The following is a 24194-nucleotide window of genomic DNA, read 5'->3' on the forward strand; positions in this document are numbered from 1 at the left end:
AAACGCCGCGAGATGCGGCGTTTTTTGTTTCTTTATTTCGCGAACACGTCTGTGAAATCACGTTTAAGAATTGGGTCACGGCGCGCTTTTTTAATCTGCTTAACCATATCCTTTACACAGTTGTGTAGAACTTGGTCAAGTAGCGAAGCACGGTATTCTTCTTTCTGCTCTTCTGTCATGTCTTTTGGAAGGTCAAGTGTTGGGAACTCTTCCATTACATTGATACCAGCGAATGCTTGGCTGACAGAAATCAGAGCGTGAAACTGCTCAAAGTTATCTAGCACGTTCTGAGCACTGTTTGGTAGTTCGTTCCAAGCTTCTCGTACTGCGTCTTCAGAGACTTCATGGATTGACGTTACCATGTAGTGCATTGCTTCTGGTACTTCATCAAATTGAATAACTTGACGAAGTTCTGCTGAAACTTCTGCTAAGTCTACTTTCGGTTGTTCTGTTTGATTAACGTCAGACATGGTTATCTTCTCTTATAAGTGTATATGACGGCGATATCGTAAAAAATTGGGGCTAAATGTCAACCTCGAATGGAGGAATATCTCATCATGTAGTATTTTTAGCCTAAGCGCGTGATTTTCTGTTAGTTTTGAGCAGAATAAAACTAAAACAACTTAACAACTGATTGCTAGCGGAGCGTACAGGGTGGATGTAACGGGTTCTTCAATGAAAATATTGCTCGTCGATGATGTGCAAATGGAACGTATTCAGTTAGCGATACGACTAAAACAGCTCGGTCATACGGTTGAAGTCGCTGATTCAGGTGTTCGGGCTTTGGAACTTTACCCCACCTTCGAACCTGATTTGATTCTACTCGATATTTCGATGCCTGAGATGAATGGCTTTGAAGTCTCATCTAAGATCCGCGAGCAATACCCAGAGTGGGTACCCATTATTTTCCTAAGTAGCCATGACGAACCGACGATGGTCGCCAATGCCATTGAAGCCGGCGGGGATGATTACTTAGTGAAACCTGTCGATAAAATCGTTCTTAACTCTAAGCTTATAGCCATGCAGCGAATTGCTCAGATGAGGCGTGAATTAAAGCAAAAGTCAGCACAGTTGGCTGAAGCAAACCGAGAGCTTGAACAGTTGGCACAAGAAGACGGTTTAACCAAAGTAAAAAACCGCCGCTGCATAGACAATAAGCTCGCGGAGATGATTGCGCTTCATGGTCGGCATCGTTTATCACTTAGTTTGATCTTGCTAGATGTCGATATGTTTAAGCCTTTCAATGATAACTACGGTCATACGGAAGGTGACGAATGCCTAATTCAATTGGCCAGCTTGCTGAAAGAGTTGTTTGTTCGCAGTGGTGAAGTGGTGGGGCGATACGGCGGTGAGGAGTTTGTGATTATTCTTGGCCATACTGACCAAGAGAAAGCTGAAACCGACGCTGAAAGAATTAAGTCGGCTTTAGAGGGATTGGCAATTCCTCATGATTATAGCGATGTGTCAGGCGTAGTGACAGTGTCACAAGGTGTGTTGACGCTTGTTCCCACCGGTAAAGAAACGATCTCAGAACTTTATGATCGTGTTGATAAACAGTTGTATCTCGCAAAACAGTCAGGCAGGAATCAATACGTTTCCATTGTCCATAACGGATAGCAATGGTATTCACTGCTAATTTGAAGTAACTTATTCAAATCTCACCATAATTTTAAGGCTTAGGGCGAATGGTAACGTCGAAGACATTTCGTTATCTCGGTTTATCTTGTGCGTGTGCTGCGACATCAGTAAATGCGCAGGGCAATGCCAACCTTGAATCTTATCTAGAACAAGCGTTTGCTACCGCAATTGTATTAACCGACAGTGACGTGTTCACGGTCGGTATCCATGACTTTGATCCCAATGAATGGTTTAACCTCGACAATGAAGATATTGGCTCCCAAGAGTCAGTGAAGCTTAGGCAACAGATTGGTGTGTCGACATTGCCTTACACGTTTGATCTCAGCGATGAAGACGCACAGCACAAGCACCAAATCTTTACTCGTTTCTCTATCGTAGGTTCTAAGCAAGACTATGAGATCAGAAGTAACGATCCTCAAGACTATCAACATGAAATCATCCTCGGTGCATTTACGGCTTATCGATACCAATACAAGCTGTCAGATCATTGGACGTTAACCCCAGGTGTCGGTGTTCACCTTCAATATTTTAGAAATCACCATGAATACCAGAGTGATTTTTCTAATGATGTCGTGAAGCCCGCACTGGATGGCGTGATTTTTAATACAGATGCTTGGGCGGCTTCAGTCGAACCTCATGCTGAACTCAAATACATTGAGCCGACCAATTGGGGCAGTTGGAATGTGACCTCAGCGTTCCACTACTTTTTTGGCCAAGGTTGGGGAGAAGCCAACTATGGAGATGTGGGCAATCCAGAAGGGTGGTACTTCGCTAACGGTATTGAAGCTTACTATAACGTGAGTAGGCTTGGTCGCTCGTTACAGTCTGTCTATACCAGCTTTAGGCGCATAGACATTGGTGGAGACACCAGTAAACCAATGGGAACGCCTTATTACTATGAAGGCTCTGTTGGGTGGTTAATGACCCCACCGTTTGAATCCGATTGGATCGATAACGTTGGTTTGGGCTTGAACATTAACTATGGAAGTAATTTAAAGGGTGGGAGTATCGTGCTGTTTTTTAACCAAGCAGACTAATACATCATGCTCTAGGCTAAGCAAACTTTATTGCGGCCGGCTTTCTTTGCTTTGTATAAGGCTTTGTCGGCTGCTTTCATCACCTCAGAAACCTTATTGATCTCGCTACTGTCAGCCACGCCAATACTGATCGTAACATTAACCACATCGTTCCTTTTGTTTCCGCCGCGTTTTTTTGAACCTGCTTTATCGTCTTTCGGGCGAGAGTCTTGATTCCTAAGGACCATATCGTAAGATTCGATAGACGCTCTCAGTAGCTCTAAGTGATCTTTTGCATCATCTGCTAACTTGCCTTTGAATAGAACGGTAAACTCTTCACCACCGTAGCGATACACCTTTGCTCGGCCTCCAACGAGAGTCATCTTTGAAGCGACAAGCTTGAGCACATCATCACCTGTGTCATGGCCATAGGTATCATTAAACGCTTTGAAGTGATCGATATCGAGCATCGCAATGGTGTAGGTACGCCCTAAGTTTTTCAGATCTGACTCTAATGCTAGGCGTCCTGGAATTTCAGTGAGTGAATCGGTAAAGGCCAGTTCATAGCTTGCAGACAGCAAGTAGACGAGAAGCAAGATCCCAGCGAGAGAGAACATGGTGCTGGATATGAAGCTGACATGGAAAAATACAAAGGTAATCGAAGTGAGCAGGGTCGCTGAATAGATAACCACATCGACGTTACGGTTCATGTTCAATACGCACATTGAAAATATCAGAACCATTGCGGTTAAATAGACCACTAAGATAAGTGGCAGCTTAGATATCGTGGGCACGACGAATAGGAACGTGTCATTGATATTATCGAACCCGCCATCATAAAAGTGCATCAAAATCAGGTAACACCAGAACGCAAGTAGTGACAGTGTCACCAAATAACTGGCAAATGAGCGGGTAAATAGCTTGGAATCTTTATAGGAGTAGACAAGCAGCAGAGCGATGGGTAACAGCGCCGCCAACAGCGACAGTTCTAATATGGTTGTACCTGAGGAGAGCGGCGACTGAAGCCTTTCTTGAATTACCCAATAACAGAGCATTAAGGCAGATGCGACCATTGCGATTCGGCTCTGTTTAAACGCATGGCTTAACATGATAGCGGAACAGAAAAGAATATAAGGAAACTTGGTCACCACACCTAAGTTGGATTGGGTCAGGAGGATAACGTTATCTATTCCTATTCCAATAAACGTCAACAACAGCAGAGGCAACGTAACACGGAACCAATTTGTAGTGACGATCGAAAAGGACATGCACCTAGCCTAGTTGGAATTTAATTTATTGTTCAAATGCATGTTAAGAATACTTTTATTTGATGAATTTCCAAGCTTTTTACTAAACTTATGATTGAAAAGTGCGTGTATGAGTAAATTACGCTCAATTGTTGATGCTTGTCTATACAACCTGTAGCATCAAGTGAACACATTGTATAGGCTGTAAAGCTTGGTATGCTATCTGAGAAGGAGCTAGATGATATGCAAATAAGTGTAGATGTTCATAACTATATGGAAACTCTTGTTGGTCAAGTGCTTGCCAATGAAGAATATGTAGAGAAGTTCGATCATGAACAACTCGCTGATCTCGCGTGTTTAGCACTCAGTCAATTACGACCGGTTTACATTCGACATGACATCGACTTTTTATCAGCGTTACCAGAAGAGCGCTTAGTGACCCTCAAAGAGTACGCTGAGAGTGCTGTTGATGCTGCGGTAAGTATGATCGTTGACGACCGCAGAAAGAATCGGCAAGATGAAATTCCGGTCATTTTCAGCAAACAGAGTTTTGATGATGATGTCGAGCTTGAGTGGTTCGAGAAGCCGATCTTAAATAAGAAGTAATAAGAAAGGAGCGCTAAGTGGGACTGTTTTCACGCTTATTCGGAACGAAGAAAGAACAACCTAAACAAGAAGTTGAGCCGATTGAATACAAAGAGTATTTGATCTACCAAGAAGCGCAATCTGAAGGCGGGCAATATCGAATTGCTGGCCGTATTACTAAACAGTTTGGCGAAGAAACGAAAACGCACCGATTTATTCGTTCAGATGTTTTGCCTAGCGAAACTGATGCCAATGAATTTATGTTGAAAAAGGCACAGATGTTCATTGATCAGATGGGCGACAATATTTTCCAATAGATTCTTTTCAACTTGATGAGCATCATAAATTTTAGAGCCATTAGCCGTTATGCTGATGGCTCTTTTTGTTTCTATTGAGCTCTAATTCGTTGTTTTAACGAAATATTATTTAATCTGGTAAGACCTGTGAATAAGGGTGAATGATCGACTGATAACTCAAAGAATCAATCAAGCGTTCCATTACCGATGGTTATAACTAATGATATTTTGTGTTTTTGTAACAAAATGCTTGAAGTATCTAAAATCGTTGGATAAAAAAAGAACAGTCATTATTGCGAATAGTCAAGGAATAGCTAATGCAAATTGGTGTGCCAAAAGAAATACTCGCGGGAGAAACGCGAGTGGCTGCATCGCCGAAATCGGTAGAGCAGTTATTAAAATTAGGCTTCGATGTTGTTATTGAATCCGGAGCGGGCGAGTTAGCAAGTTTCGATAACGCAGCGTTTGAACAGTCAGGGGCAAAGGTTGTCTCCACTGAAGAGGTGTGGCAATCAGACTTAATCCTAAAAGTGAACGCACCACTCTACAGTGAAGATCAAGATGAAATTGCGCTCATTAAAGAAGGGACGAGCCTTATCAGTTTTATCTGGCCGGCTCAAAACCCTGAGTTAATGGAAAAACTTTCAAGCAAAAATATCAACGTGATGGCAATGGATGCGGTCCCTCGTATATCGCGTGCTCAAGCACTTGATGCACTGTCTTCAATGGCCAATATTGCGGGTTATCGCGCTGTGGTTGAAGCGGCTCATGAGTTTGGTCGTTTCTTTACGGGTCAAATTACCGCTGCGGGTAAAGTTCCACCAGCGAAAGTACTTGTTGCAGGTGCTGGTGTTGCAGGTTTAGCGGCGATTGGCGCTGCAGGCAGTTTGGGCGCGATAGTTCGTGCATTTGATGTTCGTCCGGAAGTCAAAGAGCAAGTCCAATCAATGGGCGCAGAATTCTTAGAAGTCGATTTCAAAGAAGACTCGGGCTCTGGTGACGGCTATGCGAAAGAAATGTCCGATGACTTCAACAAGAAAGCGGCTGAATTATACGCTGAGCAAGCAAAAGACGTTGATATCATCGTAACGACTGCGCTCATTCCGGGGCGTCCTGCTCCTACGCTGATCACGAAAGAAATGGTCGACAGCATGAAAGCGGGCAGCGTAATCGTTGATTTAGCGGCGGCAAATGGCGGTAACTGTGAGTACACGGTTGCTGATCAAGTCATTACGACGGCGAACGGTGTGAAAGTTGTTGGCTATACAGACATGGTTGGCCGTTTGCCGACTCAGTCTTCACAGCTTTACGCAACGAACATTGTTAACCTTCTAAAATTGCTGACCAAAGAAAAAGATGGCAACATCAACATCGACTTTGAAGATGTCGTTCTACGCGGCGTAACAGTCGTTAAAGAAGGTGAGGTGACTTGGCCAGCTCCACCAATCCAAGTATCCGCTCAGCCAGAGCAGAAGCCTGCAGCCCAACCTGTCAAACCTGAACCCAAAGTTGAAGAACCGACCTCTCCAATTAAGAAGTTCGCAGCACTGGCAATTGGTGTCGGCGCTTTCGCTTGGGTCGCTTCTGTCGCGCCAGCGGCATTCTTATCTCATTTTACTGTGTTTGTGCTTGCCTGCGTGGTGGGTTATTACGTTGTTTGGAATGTGACTCACGCCCTTCACACACCGCTTATGTCGGTAACTAATGCTATCTCGGGGATTATTGTTGTCGGTGCTCTGTTGCAGATCGGGCAAGGAAATGGTGTCGTTTCGTTTTTATCGTTTATCGCGGTATTGATTGCCAGTATCAACATCTTCGGTGGTTTCACCGTAACCAAGCGCATGCTTGAAATGTTTCGTAAAGATTAAGGAGTAACAGGGAATGTCTGCAGGATTAGTACAAGCAGCTTATATTGTTGCTGCATTATTCTTTATTTTGAGCTTAGCAGGATTGTCTAAGCAGGAGTCAGCAAGATCGGGTAACTACTACGGTCTTGCTGGTATGACGATCGCTTTGATCGCAACGATCTTTGGTCCAGAGTCTGAAGGCTTTGTTTGGATCATTATCGCGATGGTGATCGGTGGTGGTATTGGTATTCACTACGCTAAAAAAGTTGAAATGACGGAAATGCCAGAACTTGTGGCTATCCTTCACAGCTTTGTAGGTATGGCTGCCGTGTTAGTCGGTTATAACAGCTACATTGATGCACCAGTCATCGCTTCGTTGAATCCTCAAGAAGCGCATGCGGCTCATGTTATCCACCTAGTTGAAGTTTTCTTAGGCGTGTTCATTGGTGCGGTAACCTTTACAGGCTCTGTTGTCGCCTTTGGTAAATTGCGTGGTGTCATCTCATCTTCGCCTTTAAACTTACCTCACAAACATAAGCTGAACCTAGCGGCTGTTGTGGTATCTACGTTGCTAATGATTTACTTCGTCAAAGCTGACGGCAGCATGTTTGCTCTTATCCTTATGACGCTGATCGCTTTTGCATTTGGCTATCATTTAGTTGCGTCTATCGGTGGGGCTGATATGCCGGTTGTTGTTTCAATGCTTAACTCATATTCTGGTTGGGCAGCGGCGGCAGCGGGCTTTATGCTAGCGAACGATTTGTTGATCGTAACCGGTGCATTGGTGGGTTCTTCAGGTGCCATTCTTTCGTACATCATGTGTAAAGCCATGAACCGATCGTTTATCAGTGTCATCGCTGGTGGATTTGGTCAAGAAGTGGTGATTTCTGATGACGTAGAGCAGGGCGAACATCGTGAAACATCGGCTGAAGAAGTCGCGGAAATGTTGAAAGATTCTAAGTCAGTCATCATTACTCCTGGATATGGTATGGCCGTTGCTCAGGCGCAATACCCGGTGCATGAAATCACAGAAAAACTTCGTGCTCAGGGTGTTAACGTTCGCTTTGGTATTCACCCAGTTGCAGGTCGTCTCCCAGGACACATGAACGTGCTACTCGCTGAAGCAAAGGTCCCTTACGATATCGTGCTAGAAATGGACGAAATCAATGATGATTTAAGCGAAACCGATACCGTACTTGTGATTGGTGCGAACGACACGGTTAACCCAGCCGCATTAGAAGATCCAAACAGTCCTATTGCAGGTATGCCTGTACTCGAAGTTTGGAATGCGAAAAATGTGATTGTGTTTAAGCGATCAATGAACACAGGCTACGCGGGCGTTCAAAACCCACTTTTCTTCAAAGAAAACACGCAAATGCTGTTTGGTGATGCAAAAGAGAGTGTAGACGCGATATCTAAAGCACTATAAGCTTTATAAAAGACTAAGAAGCCAGCACTAATGCTGGCTTCTTTTGTTTTGTGAGTAACATTTCTGACATTGATATCACATTTCAATTTTATATTTTTGCCATAATGCTTTACTCTAAATCTAACTATCTGATTTATTGAATTTTTGCCTTGATTAAATCGACAATAAAAGCAGCATCATTGGCTTTGATGCTGTTAAGCAGTCATGTAAACGCAGAGTCATTACCTGAACGTATTGACCGTTTTGTCGATCTTTTCGATCAAGCTAAAGCCACTGCATCCTATGATATTCGAAGCTTGCAGTCAGACTACCCAACACGGTTATTAACCCCGGAGTCAATGCTGCCTCAGACCTCTGCTTATCCATTGCGTGATATTCAAAGGCTTTATTACTTAGCGCAGCACTGTACCGGAAAATTGCCTTTAAGCCCTTTAATCACCGAACCATTAGTCTTCACGCGAGCGATGTGTAAAGGCAATACACTCAGTGAAAAGTGGTTTGCAAGAAGTGCATTGGTTCACCCAGGTGGTGGTACTTATGCCAGCCGCTATGTCGATATTTTTCCAGAGCGTTCGGAAGACTTGCAGCAATACATGCACATTAAAGAACGTTCATTAGCACCAGACTCAACGCTACTTGGCCGACTGCAGCGCATGAAAGAAGATTCGATTACTGCGCTCATCTCGGGTTCAAGCATGTTTGTTGAACGTAACGAACTGTGGTTAAGACAAAGCGACAATTACCTGATTTTTCCTGAACACATCTGGCGCCAAAATATTGAGACAGCTGGTTTAGCGGTGAGTCTCCGCAGCGAATCAAACAGCTGTTTTGTTCAGAGAGGTAACCTGTGTTGGGATGTCGAAGATCATTCCGATATCTTACGCATCAGTATGGTTGCGTTAGTGATTGCCAATATCTTGTTAGTATTAGGTTGGTCAGTATATCGTTGGAACACTAAGCGACAAGAAATGAAAAGCAGAATGTTGATTCTGCAAATACTGACTCACGAACTACGAACACCTATCGCAAGTTTATCTTTAACTGTTGAAGGGTTCCGACGTGAATTTGAGCGTCTGCCTGAATCTGTTTATGATGAGTTTAGACGTTTGTGTGAAGACTCTAGACGACTAAGGCAGTTAGCAGAGGCGAGCAAAGATTACCTACAATCTGACAATAAGCCGCTCGCGACGGACTGGGTACCTTCTGTTCAAGAGTGGTTAGAGTTTAAAGTAGAAGAAGAATTTAATGGTGGTGTCGACTTTGTTATCAACGAAGATATTGCCGCTAAACTGAATGTATATTGGCTTGGCACCTGTATAGATAATTTAATACGTAATGCCGTTAAATATGGCGTTGCTCCCGTGGTTGTTGACGTAACGACCGAGAAACAAAAGATTACGGTAAAAGTCATAGACCAAGGTGAACTTTCTTCCAAGGATTGGCGTCACCTTAGAAAGCCGTTTGTAAGTAAAAGTGGCCTTGGTTTAGGCTTAACCATTGTGGAATCAATGGTAGGGCGCATGGGCGGAAAAATGTCCTTAGCTGGCCCACCGACAACGTTTATTTTGGAGATACCTTGTGAAACAGACACTGCTACTCGTTGAAGATGATAAGAACCTAGCAGACGGCCTATTAGTAAGCCTAGAACAAGCAGGATATGAATGTTTTCATTCAGAAACTATTGCTGATGTGGCTCAGTACTGGGACAAGGCAGATTTAGTGATTCTCGATCGCCAACTTCCGGATGGTGACTCTGTAAGCCAATTGCCTGAGTGGAAAAAGATTAAAGAAGTACCCGTAATTCTACTGACGGCTTTAGTGACCGTTAAAGATAAAGTAATGGGTTTAGATGCAGGTGCGAATGACTATTTAACAAAGCCTTTTGCAGAAGCTGAATTGTTCGCACGTATTCGCGCGCAGCTTCGTGCCCCTGAAGGCGATATGGCCGATGACAGCAAGGTAACCACTGAGCATCTGCTCATCGACAAAGCGACGCGTGAAGTTGAGTACAAAGGTGAATCGATCACGCTAACTCGTACCGAGTTCGATCTACTGCTGTTCTTAGCAAGTAACTTAGGCCGAGTATTTACACGTGATGAGCTGTTAGACCATGTTTGGGGTTATAACCACTTCCCAACAACGCGTACGGTTGATACTCATGTACTTCAACTTCGTCAAAAGCTTCCGGGCTTAGAAATTGAAACACTTCGCGGTGTTGGCTACAAAATGAAAGCCTAATGGTGAAATCGAAAGCCTTACTAGGTGCGCTATTAATGAGCGCACCTCTTTCAACCTTTGCAACACAAGTGCCATGGTTTGAAAGCAACTCTCCATTAACGCAAGCCCATAAACACTTGCTGAATGATGACTTACCGGGAATGTTTTCATCCTTGGTCGAGGTCTGGCAACTCGAAAAAAATCAAAGCATCGTTCCTCATCTCAACGATCTTTTCTTACAATCTCTCGAAGTTGACTGCGGTAAAAGCCTCGACAATCGATCGTTACCCGATTGGATTACCAGTGTCGTTGTTCGCCGAACTGAGATTCAAAGCCCAGGTCGAGATTCTTATCGTGCGTTGGTCGAAGTTGACTCTCCGGTTGCAATTAAAGACATTGCGTTGACTCGTTGGGTGTCGAAAATCGTTTCTACTGATAACACGCTTACGGTCGTGGAAAATACCGATGATCGTAAATCCACTCGATACATCAAGCGCTACAATTTAAACAGTCGCGTAAAGATGGGCTTATATCGAATAGATGTCACTGCCACTGATGAAACGTCGTGGAGTTCTTGGCTTGTTCTTGGTGAACCAAAAGCTGAGATATCAATCCGCTGGAATGCTAAAGCACAGTGGAAGGTTGAAAAAAACGCGTTGCTTAACCGCCACTGCCCATTACCAAAACTTGAAACTGCACTCTATGACTATGTTGATGGTAACTATGTTCAAGTTTGGGGCGAAAGCCATGATTCCGACTACCCATCCTCGTTAGATACAATCCCAATTGAGCCAGGGCGATACGTATTAGCGGTTTCAATGAACCATCAACGCTGGCAAGGACCGATTATTGTAGAGCAATCCCAAATAATTAGTAAAACGTATGATGTTTCAGTGGAGGAATAATTCAAGTTAATACACAATAGGTCGATATAAACCTAAGGATTGAAAAAAGTTTATACCGATATGAAAAACAAAATAAAACTTCTGTCGTTGTCTATTATGTTTGCTGCGTCTTCAGCCTCTGCAGCAAACTACGCAATTGAAGCCCGTGGCGATGCGATGGGCGGTGTCGGCGTTGTGTCGGCAAACTTCCTAACTGCTCCTTTCTATAACCCTGCGTTAACTGCAATCTATCGTCGTAATGATGATGTTGGCATGATCACGCCAAGTTTTGGTTTGTCTTACAGCGACGAACATATGATGGTGGATGATCTTGATAAAGCGGCAGGGCTGATTGACCAAGCTATTGGTGGTGATTACTCAAATATTAGTGAGCTTGAAGGCACTCTTGATGCGCTATCAGGTGATGTAGCTAAATTGGAATTTGGTGGTGTGGTCGCATTTGCCATTCCAAACCGTTATATAGCGGCAAACGTTTTTGGTAAAGCTTACGCTGAGTCATTTGCGCAAACTGATATCTACGATGGCGCTAATAGTGCGGTTGATCCTGCACTAAACCCTGCGATCAATGCTGAGTTAAGCGCTGTAAATGCAGTAGGTGTCGGTGTGACGGAAGTTGGTATATCACTAGCGAAATACCAAACCTTTTTAGGCCAACACATTTCATTTGGTATTACGCCGAAACTGCAACGTATATACACTTACGTTTATACTGCAAATCTAAATAACTACGATATTAAAGATGTAAGAGATAACGGAACGGGTGAAACCATGTTTAACATGGATGCCGGCTTCCTTTGGTTCCACGGACCATTACGTGTAGGTTTTTCAGCAACTAACTTAGTATCACGTGATATCAAAACGACGGAACTAGCAGGTTCGACAGTTACATCAAGCATCGATGGAACACAAAGCCGAACTTTTGATCCAGTATCTTACGCTTATCAAATGCGTCCACTTTACACCGTTGGTGTTGGCTTAGTGGCGGATTATGCGACCATCAGTGTTGATTACGATCTGAATGAAGAAGAGCGTTACACCAACTTTGATGATAATACCCAAATGCTACGAGTTGGTGGTGAGATCGATATCATGCGTCAGCTAAAACTACGCGCTGGTTGGAAGCGTAACTTAGCGTATGACGATCTCGATGATACGGTTACCGCTGGTATCGGGCTTTCGCCTTTGAACCTTTTCCAGTTAGATATCGGTGCGAGTTACACCAATGAAAATTCTATGGGTGCCTACGTTAACTTCTTAACCAGTTATTAAGAAGAAAAGAAGTAGAGTAGGTGACACTAGCCTAAAACCGCAATTCATAATATAGTCGGCTCCTAATTTATTGGGAGCCTTTTTTATGTTTGATGATCTGCCACCACTCACACACGAAGAACAGCAAAAAGCTGTAGAACAAATCCAAAAGCTAATGGCTGAAGGAATGAGTACGGCGCAAGCAATCAAAGTGGTTGCGGAAGAAATTAGAGCTGAAGCCGCCAAGAATTAAAAAGTGATTAACGAGAAGAAGAGCAGGGAACTGCTCTTTTTTTATATCTCAACAAATTGGCGCACTATAACCATAATAGACAAAGCTTCTAATCGTTACCTGACCACAATGGTACTTTTCTAAACCTCTACACACCCAAATATGACTTCTGTAAGCTTCCTGTAAGTCAGGTCCAATTCAACCTTGGGCTTGCCTTATGCCTTCAATATCAATGGTTTATATTGGTTTATTATCCTGTCTGTATATAATTTGAATGCATGGGTGTAATTTATTTACAAGTCTGTAAGCGCTGAGTGCAAGCGCTTACTGTCAGCCAGTGATTTACGCTACATCGTGATCGCGTAACTTTGCATTCCTCTTTTTGTTTTACGGTGAAATCACAACTCTGGCTTACAGACGTTGTTTTCAACTAAACTACTGATACGCTTAAGCAATGGGACGAACACCGGAAAACACGTAGATATGTTTCGATCAAATAATCTTTTTATGAGCCTTATATTGAGTGCTTGCGCTGCATTTCCTGCTCTAGCAGAGCAAAAGCCCGCTATCGCAGAGTCGATTGCATTACCAACGCTAGCCGTTTCTCAATCTAAACAGCTTTCAATGTATTTGGATGGAGTTGAGTGTGGGATAAATGAATACTTTGTAGATAACCCAAGCGTCAGCATTCTCGCTAACGGAACGCCACTAGAGTTCTCACGCACCTGTAAGGGAGCCTTACTCACTTTTGAACCAGTTAGCCGCAGTGAGAACAGCCTGTTTGTAGAAATTTTGCTTAATAACCGAAATCTAAATCTTAGATACATGGCAGGCGCGCGTTCATACGCATACAACGATTGGCAGCTTGCACCGGTAAAAGAGGCCTTAAAATAGAGTGACGCCGTCACTTAATTTGCCCTGTATTGATTAAGACCGAGCACAAACACTCGGTTTTTCTTTGTCGACGCGTCCTTCAAACCAGATGCATTTGGAGTTTCTCGATAGACTGGCGCAGATTCTGTGGAAGACGCGCCATGCTAGCTTAGGTTGATTTGTTAAGCGTCTAATTTGTCGAGGACTTATGTTTATGTCGATGTTGATGTGCAAATTCGAAGAACGTGAAAGGTCTTTGTCACTCATAGTTACCAACATCCCAATGTCCCTTGAATAAGTTCACATAAGAGTTAGGTTAGCTATAGAAACTAACAAAGAGACATTTTAACTTTGCTAAAAAGTGACATTACAACTTTGCGCTTACAAGCCAAGTGCGCATTATGTATCTTATGTTAAATAAGGTTTGGTAATTAATAGAGCACTTATCTTATGTGCTCTATTCTCTCTAACTCGCTTTGGTATTGTGGTCAGTATTCAACATAACTGGATTTACCATAAAATACCTAATAACTAGTTTGATAATCAAAGATTAGCAAACTTGCTCTTAGGCTTAGCCTCCAGCGAATTTGACGGTGTGTCCTTTCTTTTCAAGATGCGCTTTAATCTTGTCACGAGCATCGCCTTGAATCTCAATTGTGCCATCTTTCACTGAGCCGCCACAGCCACACACTTTCTTAAGCTCTGCTGCTAATAGTTTTAAAGGTGCATCATCAAGATCTAACCCAGTGACAATTGAAACGCCTTTACCTTTACGGCCTTTAGTTTGACGTTGAATTCGAACAATTCCATCGCCTTTCTCGCGTACTGGTTTTTCTTCTTCAGGTTTGATTCGACCTACATCGGTGCTATATACAAGACTCATACAAATTACTTCTTCTGTTGCTGTTCAGCTTTTTTCTTAGCAAGCAAGTATGCCTCTATATGCTTCTGGATCGCAAGCTTTCCTCCCTTAATAAGCCTACCATTAAAGAAACAGTACCAACTATTTGCGTCGCCAGTATCATTCTTCAACGTGTAGCCGTTAAAGTTCTCTTGCGCCGGTTTGCCTTGTTGCGCTTTCTTTTCAGCCAAAGAACTGAACTCTTTAGGATCGATGATTGTCGCTGTATCACAGAACCAGTCGATGCTCTTCTTAACAGCAGCCATGCTCCCAGAAAGAACATGTTGTTTTATTTGGACTTGCCAAACGTCAGTTGTTGTTCCAGCAGTTTTGAGGGTAAAACCTCGATAAGTAGCAGCAGCCATAAGTTATAATTTTTTAGTATTGAGTTAGTTTAATAATAATTGTAATACTCTCTTTATCAAGTATATTTATCATACATTTGTTGGTTATAGTGCGTATAAATGAAGAAAATCGTTCGCGTTGTCACATGTGATGAGACTCGAAAAATATATATCGACGCGTTTTCTAAACCTATTGATATTTCAGATATTATTTCGTTGCTCGACAACGGATACTCACATAATTCGAATTTGGCGATGCGCAAAGATTGGAATCTGTTCACGGAGTTTTGTTTAGGCAAAGGCGTTAGGCCTCTCCCCGCTTCTGTTACTGCATTAAGGTTGTTTTTGGAGTCGGAGTCTAAGCGTCGGAAGTATGCAACCCTTAAACGTTACGTGGTCACAATTGGTCTTGTTCACCGCACATTAAGTTTGTCCGACCCCTGCTCGTCTACAACCATCACAACATTGATGGCTCAGTTTAGGCAGAACAAGCAAAGTGATGCTAGGTCTGCAGAGTCGTTTACCGCAAAACACCTTAAAGATATAACCAAATTACTGGAGCATTCAAAACGTTTGTCAGATATACGCGATTTAGCAATATATCATTTGATGTTCGAGTGCATGTTAAAGCGTTCAGAGTTAAAACAGCTCAACGTTGGTGATATTTGCCGTTTGAATGGGGAAATCTCCCTCAAAATGGGCCAATCCAAATACCGACTTAGTTATCATACTGCCCAATATCTATCTCGGTGGATTGATGCAACGGCTCGACACACTGGGCCGTTATTCACCTCTATCGATCGACATGGCTTACTGGGTCAGGCTCCGCTCGATGATTCTTCCATCTATCGAATTTTACGTAAAGCAAGTACCAAGCTCGGACTAAAGGTCAAGTTTTCAGGGCAATCACTGCGTATTGGTGGTCTTAGTAAGCTTGTGAATCAGGGTGTAAAAGTGAAAGAGATACAAAAACGAGGCAGATGGCAAAGTGTGGCTATGCCTTATTACTATTTAAGCAATAAGGCATACATTGAAGAAGATCTTGTTGTCTTTAAGAAGATAAAACCAATTGATTAAAGTGACGTTTGTACACAGTTCGCTAAGAAATCAGCAAATTTATGGCCGTTGTTCTCTAACATTTTAGGGAACATTGAAATCGGGGTCATTCCCGGGAATGTGTTGACTTCATTCAGGTAAATTTCGCCGTCTTGCGTCAAAAAGAAATCGATGCGTGACAGGTGACGAAGTCGCATTTGAGTGAAGACTTTCTCTGCACTAGTTCGAATCAGCTCTAGCTGTTGGTTAGTCAAGTTTGACGCCACAACTTCCGTCGTTGAATGGCTGTCTGAACTGTACTTTTCTTCATATGAATAGAACGCATCTTCTGGCGCAATGACTTCGCCGGGTGCTGAGAGATGAAGAACCCCATCAATTTCATAAGCCGCGACTTCTAATTCACGAGGTTTAACCGCTTTTTCCACCAACACTTGGTCTGAATAGCCAAAAGCATCATTAAGTGCTTGTTTGACTTGTGAGGATTCCGTTACCTTGTAACAACCCACAGACGAGCCCTGGCGCGCGGCTTTGATGAAAATTGCACCCCACTCGTTTAACGCGTCTTGGCATTGAGTTAATGCTGCTTCATTGTTATCAGACAAGAAAACGTAAGGTGTGTTAGGGATGCCTAGCGCGTCATACCATAGCTTTGATGTAATTTTGTTAAAGCTGTTCGTGCTCGCTTCCGCGCCACAGCCAAGATATGGGATACCCGTCAGCTCTAACATTGACTGAATGTCGCCTGTTTCGCCTGGGAAGCCGTGAATACATGGAACCACAAAATCCAGTTTGGTACTGGTTGCATCACAGTTAAGCATGCCTGTGTTCGTATCGAGGTAAACCAATGTACCGTTGTCGGTATACCAACCGTCTGTTTTCATCTCAACTCGGATGACATTGAATTCAGGTGTTTGCTCTAACTGAGACTGAACATAATTTGCCGAAACCAGCGATACTTCGTGTTCAGAAGAACCACCACCACAAAGAAGTAGAATTGTCGTTTTAGTCATTTATCGTTCTTTCCGTGACACAACAGAGGGATTGGTTTAAACATCATAATCAAAAGCGCAATGAGTTACATCGTTTTAGCTAATAAAACCGGTATTTACGGTTTGAATGATGCTTATTTAGTCATAAAAAAAGGGGCTGACGCCCCTTTTCATTAAAATGTGATTAGTTCAGTTTGTTTAGTGTTGGATATTGAGAATTTTTAATTGCGTCAATGCTCTTCACGAATGGCTTAAGTGATTGGAACTCAGCTGGAAGCTCACCGATTGCTTTTTTCGCATCAGTACGAGTTGCGTAATCACCGTAAAGCACTGAATACCATTTGGTGCCATTCACTACTTTGTAGTTTTCCCAGATTGGCTGGTTATCACGTGGAAGTTTACGTGCGAACTGGTCAACTTTAGTTTGAGAGCCCACAGCCACAACCTGAATAGTGAAACCGTAGCGTGGGTTCATCGCTTTCTGTTTGGCTGTCGGTGGAGTAATTGCCACTGCAGGTTTAGTTTGAGGTTGAACCTTCACTACTTGCTTAGGTTGTTCTGGTGACATTTTCACAACATCACTCTGGACGTTGTTTTCTGAAATGCCGTTGGTCACTCCTTGTTGTGAAACAACCGGTTGTTCAACCTTAGCTGTTTGGTATTCCTCACGATAGCTTTCTGAGCTCACGTCTGTGACATAATCGCTCGATACACATGCAGAAAGCAAAACTGATAAACCAACAATCGCAATTTTTTTCATGAAATTTTCAAATGCCTTAACTAGAAATTACTGTAAATCATGCCGTTAGATAGACAGAGAATCAACCCAACATTTTAATTATATATCAATACTCTGTGACGCAAGGCACAATCTTCACTTGCACCAAGGTGATCTGACTAAAACTACACCAAAATCTTTAAGAGTTTAGCCGTTAGGTCCGCTAATATGAGGTGGTCGCCTATTCGGAGCTAGATATGAGTCAACTAAACCAATTGTTTAAACCTCGTTCTGTTGCCGTCATTGGCGCATCGACTAAACCGATGCGCGCAGGCAATATTGTTATGAAAAACCTTTTACAGGCTGGTTTCGATGGCGCAATTATGCCGGTTACGCCAACGTACTCCTCGGTTTGTGGCGTTCTAGCTTACGCTTCCGTCGAGAAGTTACCAATTGTTCCCGATATTACCATCTTATGCACCCATGCAAAATACAACGAGCTCCTGTTCCAACAATTAGCGGATAAACAAGTAAAATCCGTCATTGTACTTTCAGCAGATATGCACCTCGCCAACAATGACGGTCAAAGTATTCAGAGTGTTTGTTTGGATATCGCGAAGAAAAGTGGCATGCGAGTTCTTGGTCCTAATAGTCTTGGTATGATTCTTCCTTGGATCAACTTCAACGCTTCTTTTTCTCCGGTCACGGCAAAGCAAGGTAAAATTGCGTTTATCTCTCAATCCGCAGCAATGTGTACCACTATTCTTGATTGGGCCAATGATAAGAACATCGGCTTTTCTGCCTTTATCTCTCTCGGTAACGCTTTAGATATCGACTTCTCAGATCTTTTGGATCATTTGAGTACCGACACGCACACAGAATCGATCTTACTGTATGTCGATACCATTAAAGACGCGCGACGCTTTATGTCTGCTGCCCGTGCGGCCTCTCGAAACCGTCGGATACTTGTCTTAAAAGGAGGCAAAACTTCTGCAGGGCGGATAGCTGCAAAAGCCCATACTGGTGGAGACGATACGCTCGACATCATCTATGACTCAGCCATTCGCCGAACTGGTATGTTGAGAGTGAACAACTCCCACGAACTGTTTGCAGCCGTAGAAACCTTGACTCACTCTGTACCATTGCGCGGTGAAAGACTTGCGATCATCACTAATGGCGGTGGCCCCGCTATTATGGCAGTTGATACGCTGTTGGAACGCGGTGGTAAGTTGGCTGAATTATCCAGTGATACCCTCACCCAATTAGATAGCTTGTTGCCAACAAGTTGGAGCTATAACAACCCAATCGATATGGTTGGAGATGCTGATCATTCTCGTTATGTCAAAACACTGAATGCGCTGATGGATACTGACTGCGCTGATGCTATCCTGATCATGCATAGCCCCTCTGCTGTCGCACATTCAGAGCAAACAGCGCTTGCCGTCGTAGAGGCGATTAAAGCTCATCCTAGACACAAACGGTTTAACTTTCTAACCAACTGGTCCGGTGAACTCACTGCAAAACCTGCCCGTGATATCTTTACTCAAGCGGGGATTCCGACCTACCGGACACCAGAAAGTGCGGTCGTTGCTTTCATGCACTTGGTGGAATATCGCAGAAATCAAAAGCAACTAATGGAGACACCGACAACGGCTGAACCTGTCCATATTTCTGAACTTCAAGAAGCGAATCAGTGGATCGAAAATAAATTACTGGACAAAAACACAGTATCACTTGATACCCATCAAATTGGGCCATTCTTGAAGTGTTTTGATTTTGAGGTACTTCCCACATGGATCGCGTCGGATTCAAGTGAAGCGGTGCATGTTGCGGAACAAATCGGTTATCCGGTTGCGGTTAAACTCCGTTCTCCAGATATTGCTCACAAGTCAGATGTCCAAGGGGTCATGCTCAACCTCAGAAACAGCACTGAAGTGGCCAACGCTTCTGATGCAATCTTAGATCGAACTAAACTCTCTTATCCGTCAGCGAATATCCATGGCCTGTTAGTACAAGGGATGGCAAAGCTCGCCGGAGGTGAAGAGATTCGTATCAAAGTAAAGCATGATGACACCTTTGGCCCAGTGATTCTATTAGGCCAAGGAGGCTCTGAGTGGGATGAAGCGTTAGACGCGGCTTCGGCATTGCCACCGCTTAACATGGCGTTAGCACGCTATCTTATTGTTAGAGCGATAAAAAATGGCAAGATTCGACCTCAAAAATTGCCTGAGCCAATGGATATCCAAGGGCTATCGGAGTTGCTGGTTCGTATCTCTCAAATGGTGGTTGATTGCCCACAAGTTCATGAGCTGGATATCCATCCAGTACTTGCAAATGGTTCGAACTTTACCATCATTGATGCTGATCTCGTGTTAAAGCGTTACGAAGGGGATGCACAACAGCGATTGGCGATTCGACCTTATCCGGTAGAATATGAAGAGCGAATCGAGCTGAAGGATGGAGAGAAAGTCCTATTGCGCCCTATTCTTCCCGAAGACGAGCCTCATCACGCTGACTTTATTCACAACGTCTCGAAAGAAGACCTCTACAAACGTTTCTTTACTGATGTTGGGGAATTTAACCATGAAGCGCTCGCCAATCTTACACAAATTGATTACGACCGAGAGATGGCGTTTGTTGCGGTTAGCCAAACTCGACCTGACTCACCGATTATTGGTGTCTCCCGCGCGCTAATTAATCCAGAAAATACGGATGCCGAATTTGCGATTTTGATTCGTTCAGATCTCAAAGGTAATGGACTAGGCAAAGTGTTAATGGAGAAGGTCATTCAATATTGCCGCCATAAGGGCACAAAACAAATGTCAGGTATGACAATGCCAACCAACAGAGGGATGTTGATGCTAGCTCAAAAACTGGGCTTCGAATTAGACATTCAATTTGAAGATGGTGTAGCGGATATGCGTTTGCCACTGAGCTAACGGGATCGGGGGAGCGTATCTCCCCCTGTTTGTTTAGATCTTTGAATGCTGCTTAAAGTGCTTCATTAAGTATTGGATACACCACGATTTCGCTTCACCAATTTTATTGCGCTTCCACGCGAGAATGACATCAATAGTAAACGTCTCTGTTCCTTTGATTTGAGTCAGTTCCCCTTTTTCAATCAACTCTAGGGCTAACTGTTTTGGTAATGTCCCAATGCCGAGACCTTGTTTCAAGGCGTCGACCTTCGCTGAAAAGTTAGTCACGGTTAAACGAGGCTGACGTTGAGTGATGTTTACGCTGAGTGCCGGTTGCTCTCTCGCAGTATCCGCAATGGCAATGATACGATATTTCTCTCGCGCTTTGTCATCAAATTCACCACTGCGCTTATGGACATAATGGCTGGTCGCGGCAACCCAAATCATCTCCATCTCACCAATGGTTTCCGCTTTGACATCTTGAGGTAACGTATCTATCTTTGGGGCGACCAATAGATCGGCTCGACCCACGTTCAAGGCCTCCCAGCATCCTGCCAATATCTCTTCTTGTAGCCTGACTCTTGTTGAGCTGACGTTACTTAGCTCATTAACCAGCTCAAAAAAGTTGCTAACAGGAATGATACCGTCGAAGGCCAGTGTCAAATCAAGTTCCCATCCGTTAGCCAGTACATTGGCATCATTCACCAATTTTTCAGTCGCTTCGAGTATCAGTCGACCGCGTTCCAAAATGAGCTTCCCAGCCTCAGTAAAGTTCGCTTTATGGCCCGATCGGTCAAAGATCATGATATCCAAATCTTGTTCGAGCTTTTGAATTTGGTAGCTCAAGGAAGATGGTGCACGATCAAGTTCATTGGCAGCCGCAGCAAAACTCCCTCTTCGTTCTATCGCATCTAATATGTGAAGCGCTTCTAATGTAATTGGACTCTGCACTGTCGCATTCCTTAAACACTAATGAATAAAATATTGTGATACCTGTCACATTGATTGAATTGCTATTGAACCTTTATTATTGAGGCTAAAGACACTAAGTGATTGTTTTATTTCAACTTAGTTAATTACCCAAGCCAAAACATTGCTTCTAAAAACCAAAGATAACAATGAGAACAATAGTAATTATCATTTAGATCCAATAAAATCCGTTTCGCTCAATAGAAACCGATTATGGATTAAAGGTAGTAAAAACAATGTATAAACAGACTCTCCTGTCAGCTTCAATCGTTTTGGCTCTTACGTCAACCGCACACGCCGAAGAATATGCACTTTTTGATGAAGTTGTTGTTTCCGCAACTCGTACAGAGCAGCAGCTTGAAGATGTGGCTGGTTCGGTGTCGGTCGTGACAGAAGAAGATATCGATAAAAACCTAGCAAAAGACTTGGCAGATGCTTTCAAATACACCCCTGGCGTCTCAGTAGAAACCGATAGCAGACATGGTATTCAAGGCATTAACATTCGCGGCCTTGGCGGAAACCGAGTTAATATTTTGGTTGATGGCGTTGCTCAACCAGCGCGCTACAATTCTGGCTATTCGTTCCTACAGTCTAGTCGTGTTATGACCGATACTGAAATGTTCAAATCTGTAGAAATTGTTAAAGGTTCAGCATCAAGCCTATACGGCAGTGACGGTATTGCTGGTATCGCCGCATTCCAAACTAAAGACCCTTCTGATTTCGTGTCAGACGACAAGCAACTTGGTGGTTACGTTAAACTTGGCTATGCCTCTGATACCAATGAATTTTCAGAGTCTGTTGCTCTAGCAAATAAGTTTGGTGATCTAGAAACATTAGTTGCTTATACACGTCGAGATGGTGATGAAGTTGACAACTTTGGTACACCAGACGAGCAAGACTCTTCGAGCGATAACTTATTGGTTAAGGTTCAATATCAAGTTAACGATGAAAACCGCATTGAGTTAGTCGGTGAGTACGGTCAAAAGCAAACAGAGACTCAATTAGAGAAGACTGGTCAAACGTTCTTATCTGACTTTGGTGGGATGCCACCATCATTCCGCATGGGGCTAGGTAACATCGATTGGGACCAAAACTACGGTAATGATGAATCAGAGCAAACACGTTTAGGCTTTAAGCATATTCTAGAAAAAGACCTCACGATTGCTGACAAACTCGAATGGGGCATCGCAACCGTTAAGAAAGACGAAAACGGCAATACGCACCGAAATGGTGAGATTACTTCTGTTAGTCCAATAGCACCGGGCTCTCCTACCCCTGATTTACCGACGGGTGATGACGCACTTCGAGCAGAACATAAAGATTACACATACAATGAAAAGTCTGTCCAAGTTGATATTCAAGCGACTAAGTACATCGAAACAGCAAGTGTTCAACATACAATTGTTTATGGTGCGAACTATCAAACGAAAGATATTGAGAACCGTAACTACACACGTAACTTAATCGACAGCTCGGAAGACAAACTCTTCTTCTACCAACCGAATGCAGAAGAAACACGCTACGGTGCATTTGTTCAAGACGAAATGCTGCTTCTTAATGAGACATTACGCCTAACACCAGGAATACGTTTCGACAGCTTTGAAACGACACCAGATGTGAAAACCGAAGGTATTGACCCAAGCGTAACATACGATAAGCACTCAAGCTCGGCAGTGACAGCGCGTTTAGGTGCGGTGTACGACTTAAATGAAAGCTGGAAAACATTCGCGCAAATTTCGCAAGGCTTCCGCGCGCCAAGTTTTGATGAGCTTTACTACTCATATGATGGAGGATCATCTTATGAGAACCGCCCTAACCCGCAATTAGAAGCCGAAGAGAGTATTACTTACGAAATTGGCTTTAGACATAACACGGAATTTAGCTCGTCTGAGATTGCCTTCTACTACAGCGACTTTACCAACTTCATTGACAACAAAGTGGTTGAGGAAGGTGTTGGCAGTAACCCAGACATCTACCAATACGTGAACGTGGACGAAGCCATCATTAAAGGTGTAGAACTAGGTAATACATTAGATATCAGTGCAATGGCTGGTATTAAAGAAGGCATTACCTCTCGTTTCGCTATCGCATACACTGAGGGCGAAGATGGCAATGGTAATGCACTGAACAGTATTGAACCTTGGAATGCGGTTGTTGCTTTAAACTATGATGCCCCAACGCAAAATTGGGGAACAAGCATTCAACTCAGCTACATTGCTAAGAAATCAAACAGCGATTTGAACCTTGATTCAAATAACGGTGGTACGACTGATCAAGTTGAAAACCCATCAGCAACGGTTGTTGATCTCACCGCTTACTATGTACCAGTTAAAGACTTAACGCTTCGTGCAGGTCTGTTCAACGTAACGGACGAGAAGTACTGGGCTTGGGATGATGTACGTGGTCGTACAGAACTTGACCTAGATGACACTCAAGCTGGCCGTAACTGGGCAATTACAGCGAAGTACGAGTTCTAATTCAACGTTTACAGCAAAAAGTCAGCGCAATGCTGACTTTTTTACGTTTTGGTACATGAATATGTCGATTGTCAGTGTACTGAAAACAAAAAAGCTCCTATTAAAGGAGCTTTTATCAGATTCATTTGCATAAAAAGAAGATTAAAAATGAAGCAAATGAAGGGCTTATTTAGCGCTTGTCATCTCTTTCTTAACCATTACAGCTGCAGCGATGATGAAAGTGACGATAAGACCTAGTTCCATTGTGTACCCTTACTCTATATTTGGAAAAACCGAAGATTAACTGCGG

22 protein-coding genes are annotated in these 24194 nt (G+C 43.3%); 15 read left to right on the forward strand and 7 right to left on the reverse strand.

Features of this window, described 5'->3' with window-relative positions:
* Positions 1-32: 32 nt before the first annotated feature.
* The gene (locus EJ063_RS00635) at positions 33-470 is read right to left on the reverse strand and encodes a DUF3069 domain-containing protein (RefSeq protein WP_126572076.1); all 438 of its coding nucleotides are present in this window, start codon (positions 468-470) and stop codon (positions 33-35) included.
* 205 nt (positions 471-675) lie between these two features.
* Here EJ063_RS00635 and EJ063_RS00640 point away from each other — a divergent pair, with 205 nt between their 5' ends.
* Positions 676-1617 carry a GGDEF domain-containing protein gene (locus EJ063_RS00640; RefSeq protein ID WP_126572077.1) on the forward strand — a complete coding sequence of 314 codons (942 nt, stop codon included), beginning with the start codon at positions 676-678 and terminating at the stop codon, positions 1615-1617.
* A gap of 68 nt (positions 1618-1685) precedes the next feature.
* Complete coding sequence (locus EJ063_RS00645) at positions 1686-2675, forward strand: Solitary outer membrane autotransporter beta-barrel domain (protein ID WP_126572078.1); 990 nt, start codon at positions 1686-1688, stop codon at positions 2673-2675.
* Between the two features lie 11 nt (positions 2676-2686).
* On the opposite strand, the gene EJ063_RS00650 is transcribed toward EJ063_RS00645, so the two are convergent.
* The gene (locus EJ063_RS00650) at positions 2687-3922 is read right to left on the reverse strand and encodes a GGDEF domain-containing protein (RefSeq protein ID WP_126572079.1); all 1236 of its coding nucleotides are present in this window, start codon (positions 3920-3922) and stop codon (positions 2687-2689) included.
* Between the two features lie 222 nt (positions 3923-4144).
* On the opposite strand from EJ063_RS00650, the gene EJ063_RS00655 reads away from it, so the two are divergent.
* The 10 genes from EJ063_RS00655 to EJ063_RS00700 all read left to right on the forward strand — a co-directional run bounded on the left by EJ063_RS00655 (position 4145) and on the right by EJ063_RS00700 (position 13554).
* Positions 4145-4507: a late competence development ComFB family protein gene (locus EJ063_RS00655; RefSeq protein WP_126572080.1), complete on the forward strand. Its 363-nt coding sequence runs from the start codon at positions 4145-4147 to the stop codon at positions 4505-4507.
* Positions 4508-4524: 17 nt separating this feature from the next.
* The gene (locus EJ063_RS00660) at positions 4525-4803 is read left to right on the forward strand and encodes an HlyU family transcriptional regulator (RefSeq protein WP_126572081.1); all 279 of its coding nucleotides are present in this window, start codon (positions 4525-4527) and stop codon (positions 4801-4803) included.
* 296 nt (positions 4804-5099) lie between these two features.
* A complete protein-coding gene (gene pntA / locus EJ063_RS00665; RefSeq protein ID WP_126572082.1) occupies positions 5100-6650 on the forward strand; it encodes a Re/Si-specific NAD(P)(+) transhydrogenase subunit alpha in 1551 nt (516 codons plus the stop codon).
* Between the two features lie 13 nt (positions 6651-6663).
* Complete coding sequence (pntB, locus tag EJ063_RS00670) at positions 6664-8058, forward strand: Re/Si-specific NAD(P)(+) transhydrogenase subunit beta (protein ID WP_126572083.1); 1395 nt, start codon at positions 6664-6666, stop codon at positions 8056-8058.
* Between the two features lie 188 nt (positions 8059-8246).
* Positions 8247-9662: a sensor histidine kinase VxrA gene (gene vxrA, locus EJ063_RS00675; RefSeq protein WP_126573081.1), complete on the forward strand. Its 1416-nt coding sequence runs from the start codon at positions 8247-8249 to the stop codon at positions 9660-9662.
* Entirely contained in the window at positions 9637-10296 is a 660-nt protein-coding gene (gene vxrB / locus EJ063_RS00680) for a response regulator transcription factor VxrB (protein ID WP_126572084.1), read from the forward strand. The genes vxrA and vxrB overlap by 26 nt, the downstream gene beginning before the upstream one ends.
* Entirely contained in the window at positions 10296-11180 is an 885-nt protein-coding gene (locus EJ063_RS00685; RefSeq protein ID WP_126572085.1) for a DUF2861 family protein, read from the forward strand. The genes vxrB and EJ063_RS00685 overlap by 1 nt, the downstream gene beginning before the upstream one ends.
* Before the next feature lie 60 nt (positions 11181-11240).
* Positions 11241-12449 carry a conjugal transfer protein TraF gene (locus EJ063_RS00690; RefSeq protein ID WP_126572086.1) on the forward strand — a complete coding sequence of 403 codons (1209 nt, stop codon included), beginning with the start codon at positions 11241-11243 and terminating at the stop codon, positions 12447-12449.
* Positions 12450-12534: 85 nt separating this feature from the next.
* Positions 12535-12681 carry a YoaH family protein gene (locus tag EJ063_RS00695; RefSeq protein ID WP_126572087.1) on the forward strand — a complete coding sequence of 49 codons (147 nt, stop codon included), beginning with the start codon at positions 12535-12537 and terminating at the stop codon, positions 12679-12681.
* Between the two features lie 486 nt (positions 12682-13167).
* Positions 13168-13554, forward strand: a complete 387-nt coding sequence (locus tag EJ063_RS00700) for a hypothetical protein (RefSeq protein WP_244225124.1) — start codon at positions 13168-13170, stop codon at positions 13552-13554.
* Between the two features lie 550 nt (positions 13555-14104).
* Here the strand turns inward: EJ063_RS00700 and yciH are convergent.
* Entirely contained in the window at positions 14105-14416 is a 312-nt protein-coding gene (gene yciH / locus EJ063_RS00705) for a stress response translation initiation inhibitor YciH (protein ID WP_126572089.1), read from the reverse strand.
* Positions 14417-14421: 5 nt separating this feature from the next.
* Complete coding sequence (locus EJ063_RS00710; protein ID WP_126572090.1) at positions 14422-14799, reverse strand: DUF3319 domain-containing protein; 378 nt, start codon at positions 14797-14799, stop codon at positions 14422-14424.
* A gap of 99 nt (positions 14800-14898) precedes the next feature.
* On the opposite strand from EJ063_RS00710, the gene EJ063_RS00715 reads away from it, so the two are divergent.
* On the forward strand, positions 14899-15855 hold the full coding sequence (locus EJ063_RS00715; RefSeq protein WP_126572091.1) for a tyrosine-type recombinase/integrase: 957 nt from the start codon (positions 14899-14901) through the stop codon (positions 15853-15855).
* Here the strand turns inward: EJ063_RS00715 and EJ063_RS00720 are convergent.
* Both EJ063_RS00720 and EJ063_RS00725 read right to left on the reverse strand, forming a co-directional pair.
* Positions 15852-16844, reverse strand: coding sequence for a D-alanine--D-alanine ligase (locus tag EJ063_RS00720; RefSeq protein WP_126572092.1), 993 nt, complete (start codon positions 16842-16844; stop codon positions 15852-15854). The two genes, EJ063_RS00715 and EJ063_RS00720, sit on opposite strands and share 4 nt — an antisense overlap.
* A 163-nt stretch (positions 16845-17007) precedes the next feature.
* On the reverse strand, positions 17008-17583 hold the full coding sequence (locus EJ063_RS00725) for an SPOR domain-containing protein (RefSeq protein WP_126572093.1): 576 nt from the start codon (positions 17581-17583) through the stop codon (positions 17008-17010).
* Positions 17584-17798: 215 nt separating this feature from the next.
* Here EJ063_RS00725 and EJ063_RS00730 point away from each other — a divergent pair, with 215 nt between their 5' ends.
* A complete protein-coding gene (locus EJ063_RS00730) occupies positions 17799-20480 on the forward strand; it encodes a bifunctional acetate--CoA ligase family protein/GNAT family N-acetyltransferase (protein ID WP_126572094.1) in 2682 nt (893 codons plus the stop codon).
* Positions 20481-20513: 33 nt separating this feature from the next.
* Here EJ063_RS00730 and EJ063_RS00735 read toward each other — a convergent pair whose 3' ends face one another.
* Positions 20514-21410: a LysR family transcriptional regulator gene (locus EJ063_RS00735; protein ID WP_126572095.1), complete on the reverse strand. Its 897-nt coding sequence runs from the start codon at positions 21408-21410 to the stop codon at positions 20514-20516.
* 254 nt (positions 21411-21664) lie between these two features.
* Between EJ063_RS00735 and EJ063_RS00740 the strand changes: the two genes are divergently transcribed.
* Positions 21665-23905 (forward strand): TonB-dependent hemoglobin/transferrin/lactoferrin family receptor, encoded by a 2241-nt coding sequence (locus tag EJ063_RS00740; RefSeq protein ID WP_126572096.1) that lies wholly within the window; start codon positions 21665-21667, stop codon positions 23903-23905.
* Positions 23906-24194: the final 289 nt, after the last annotated feature.

This window comes from Vibrio aquaticus (assembly GCF_003970385.1).
In the GTDB taxonomy this organism is placed as follows: Bacteria; Pseudomonadota; Gammaproteobacteria; order Enterobacterales; family Vibrionaceae; genus Vibrio; species Vibrio aquaticus.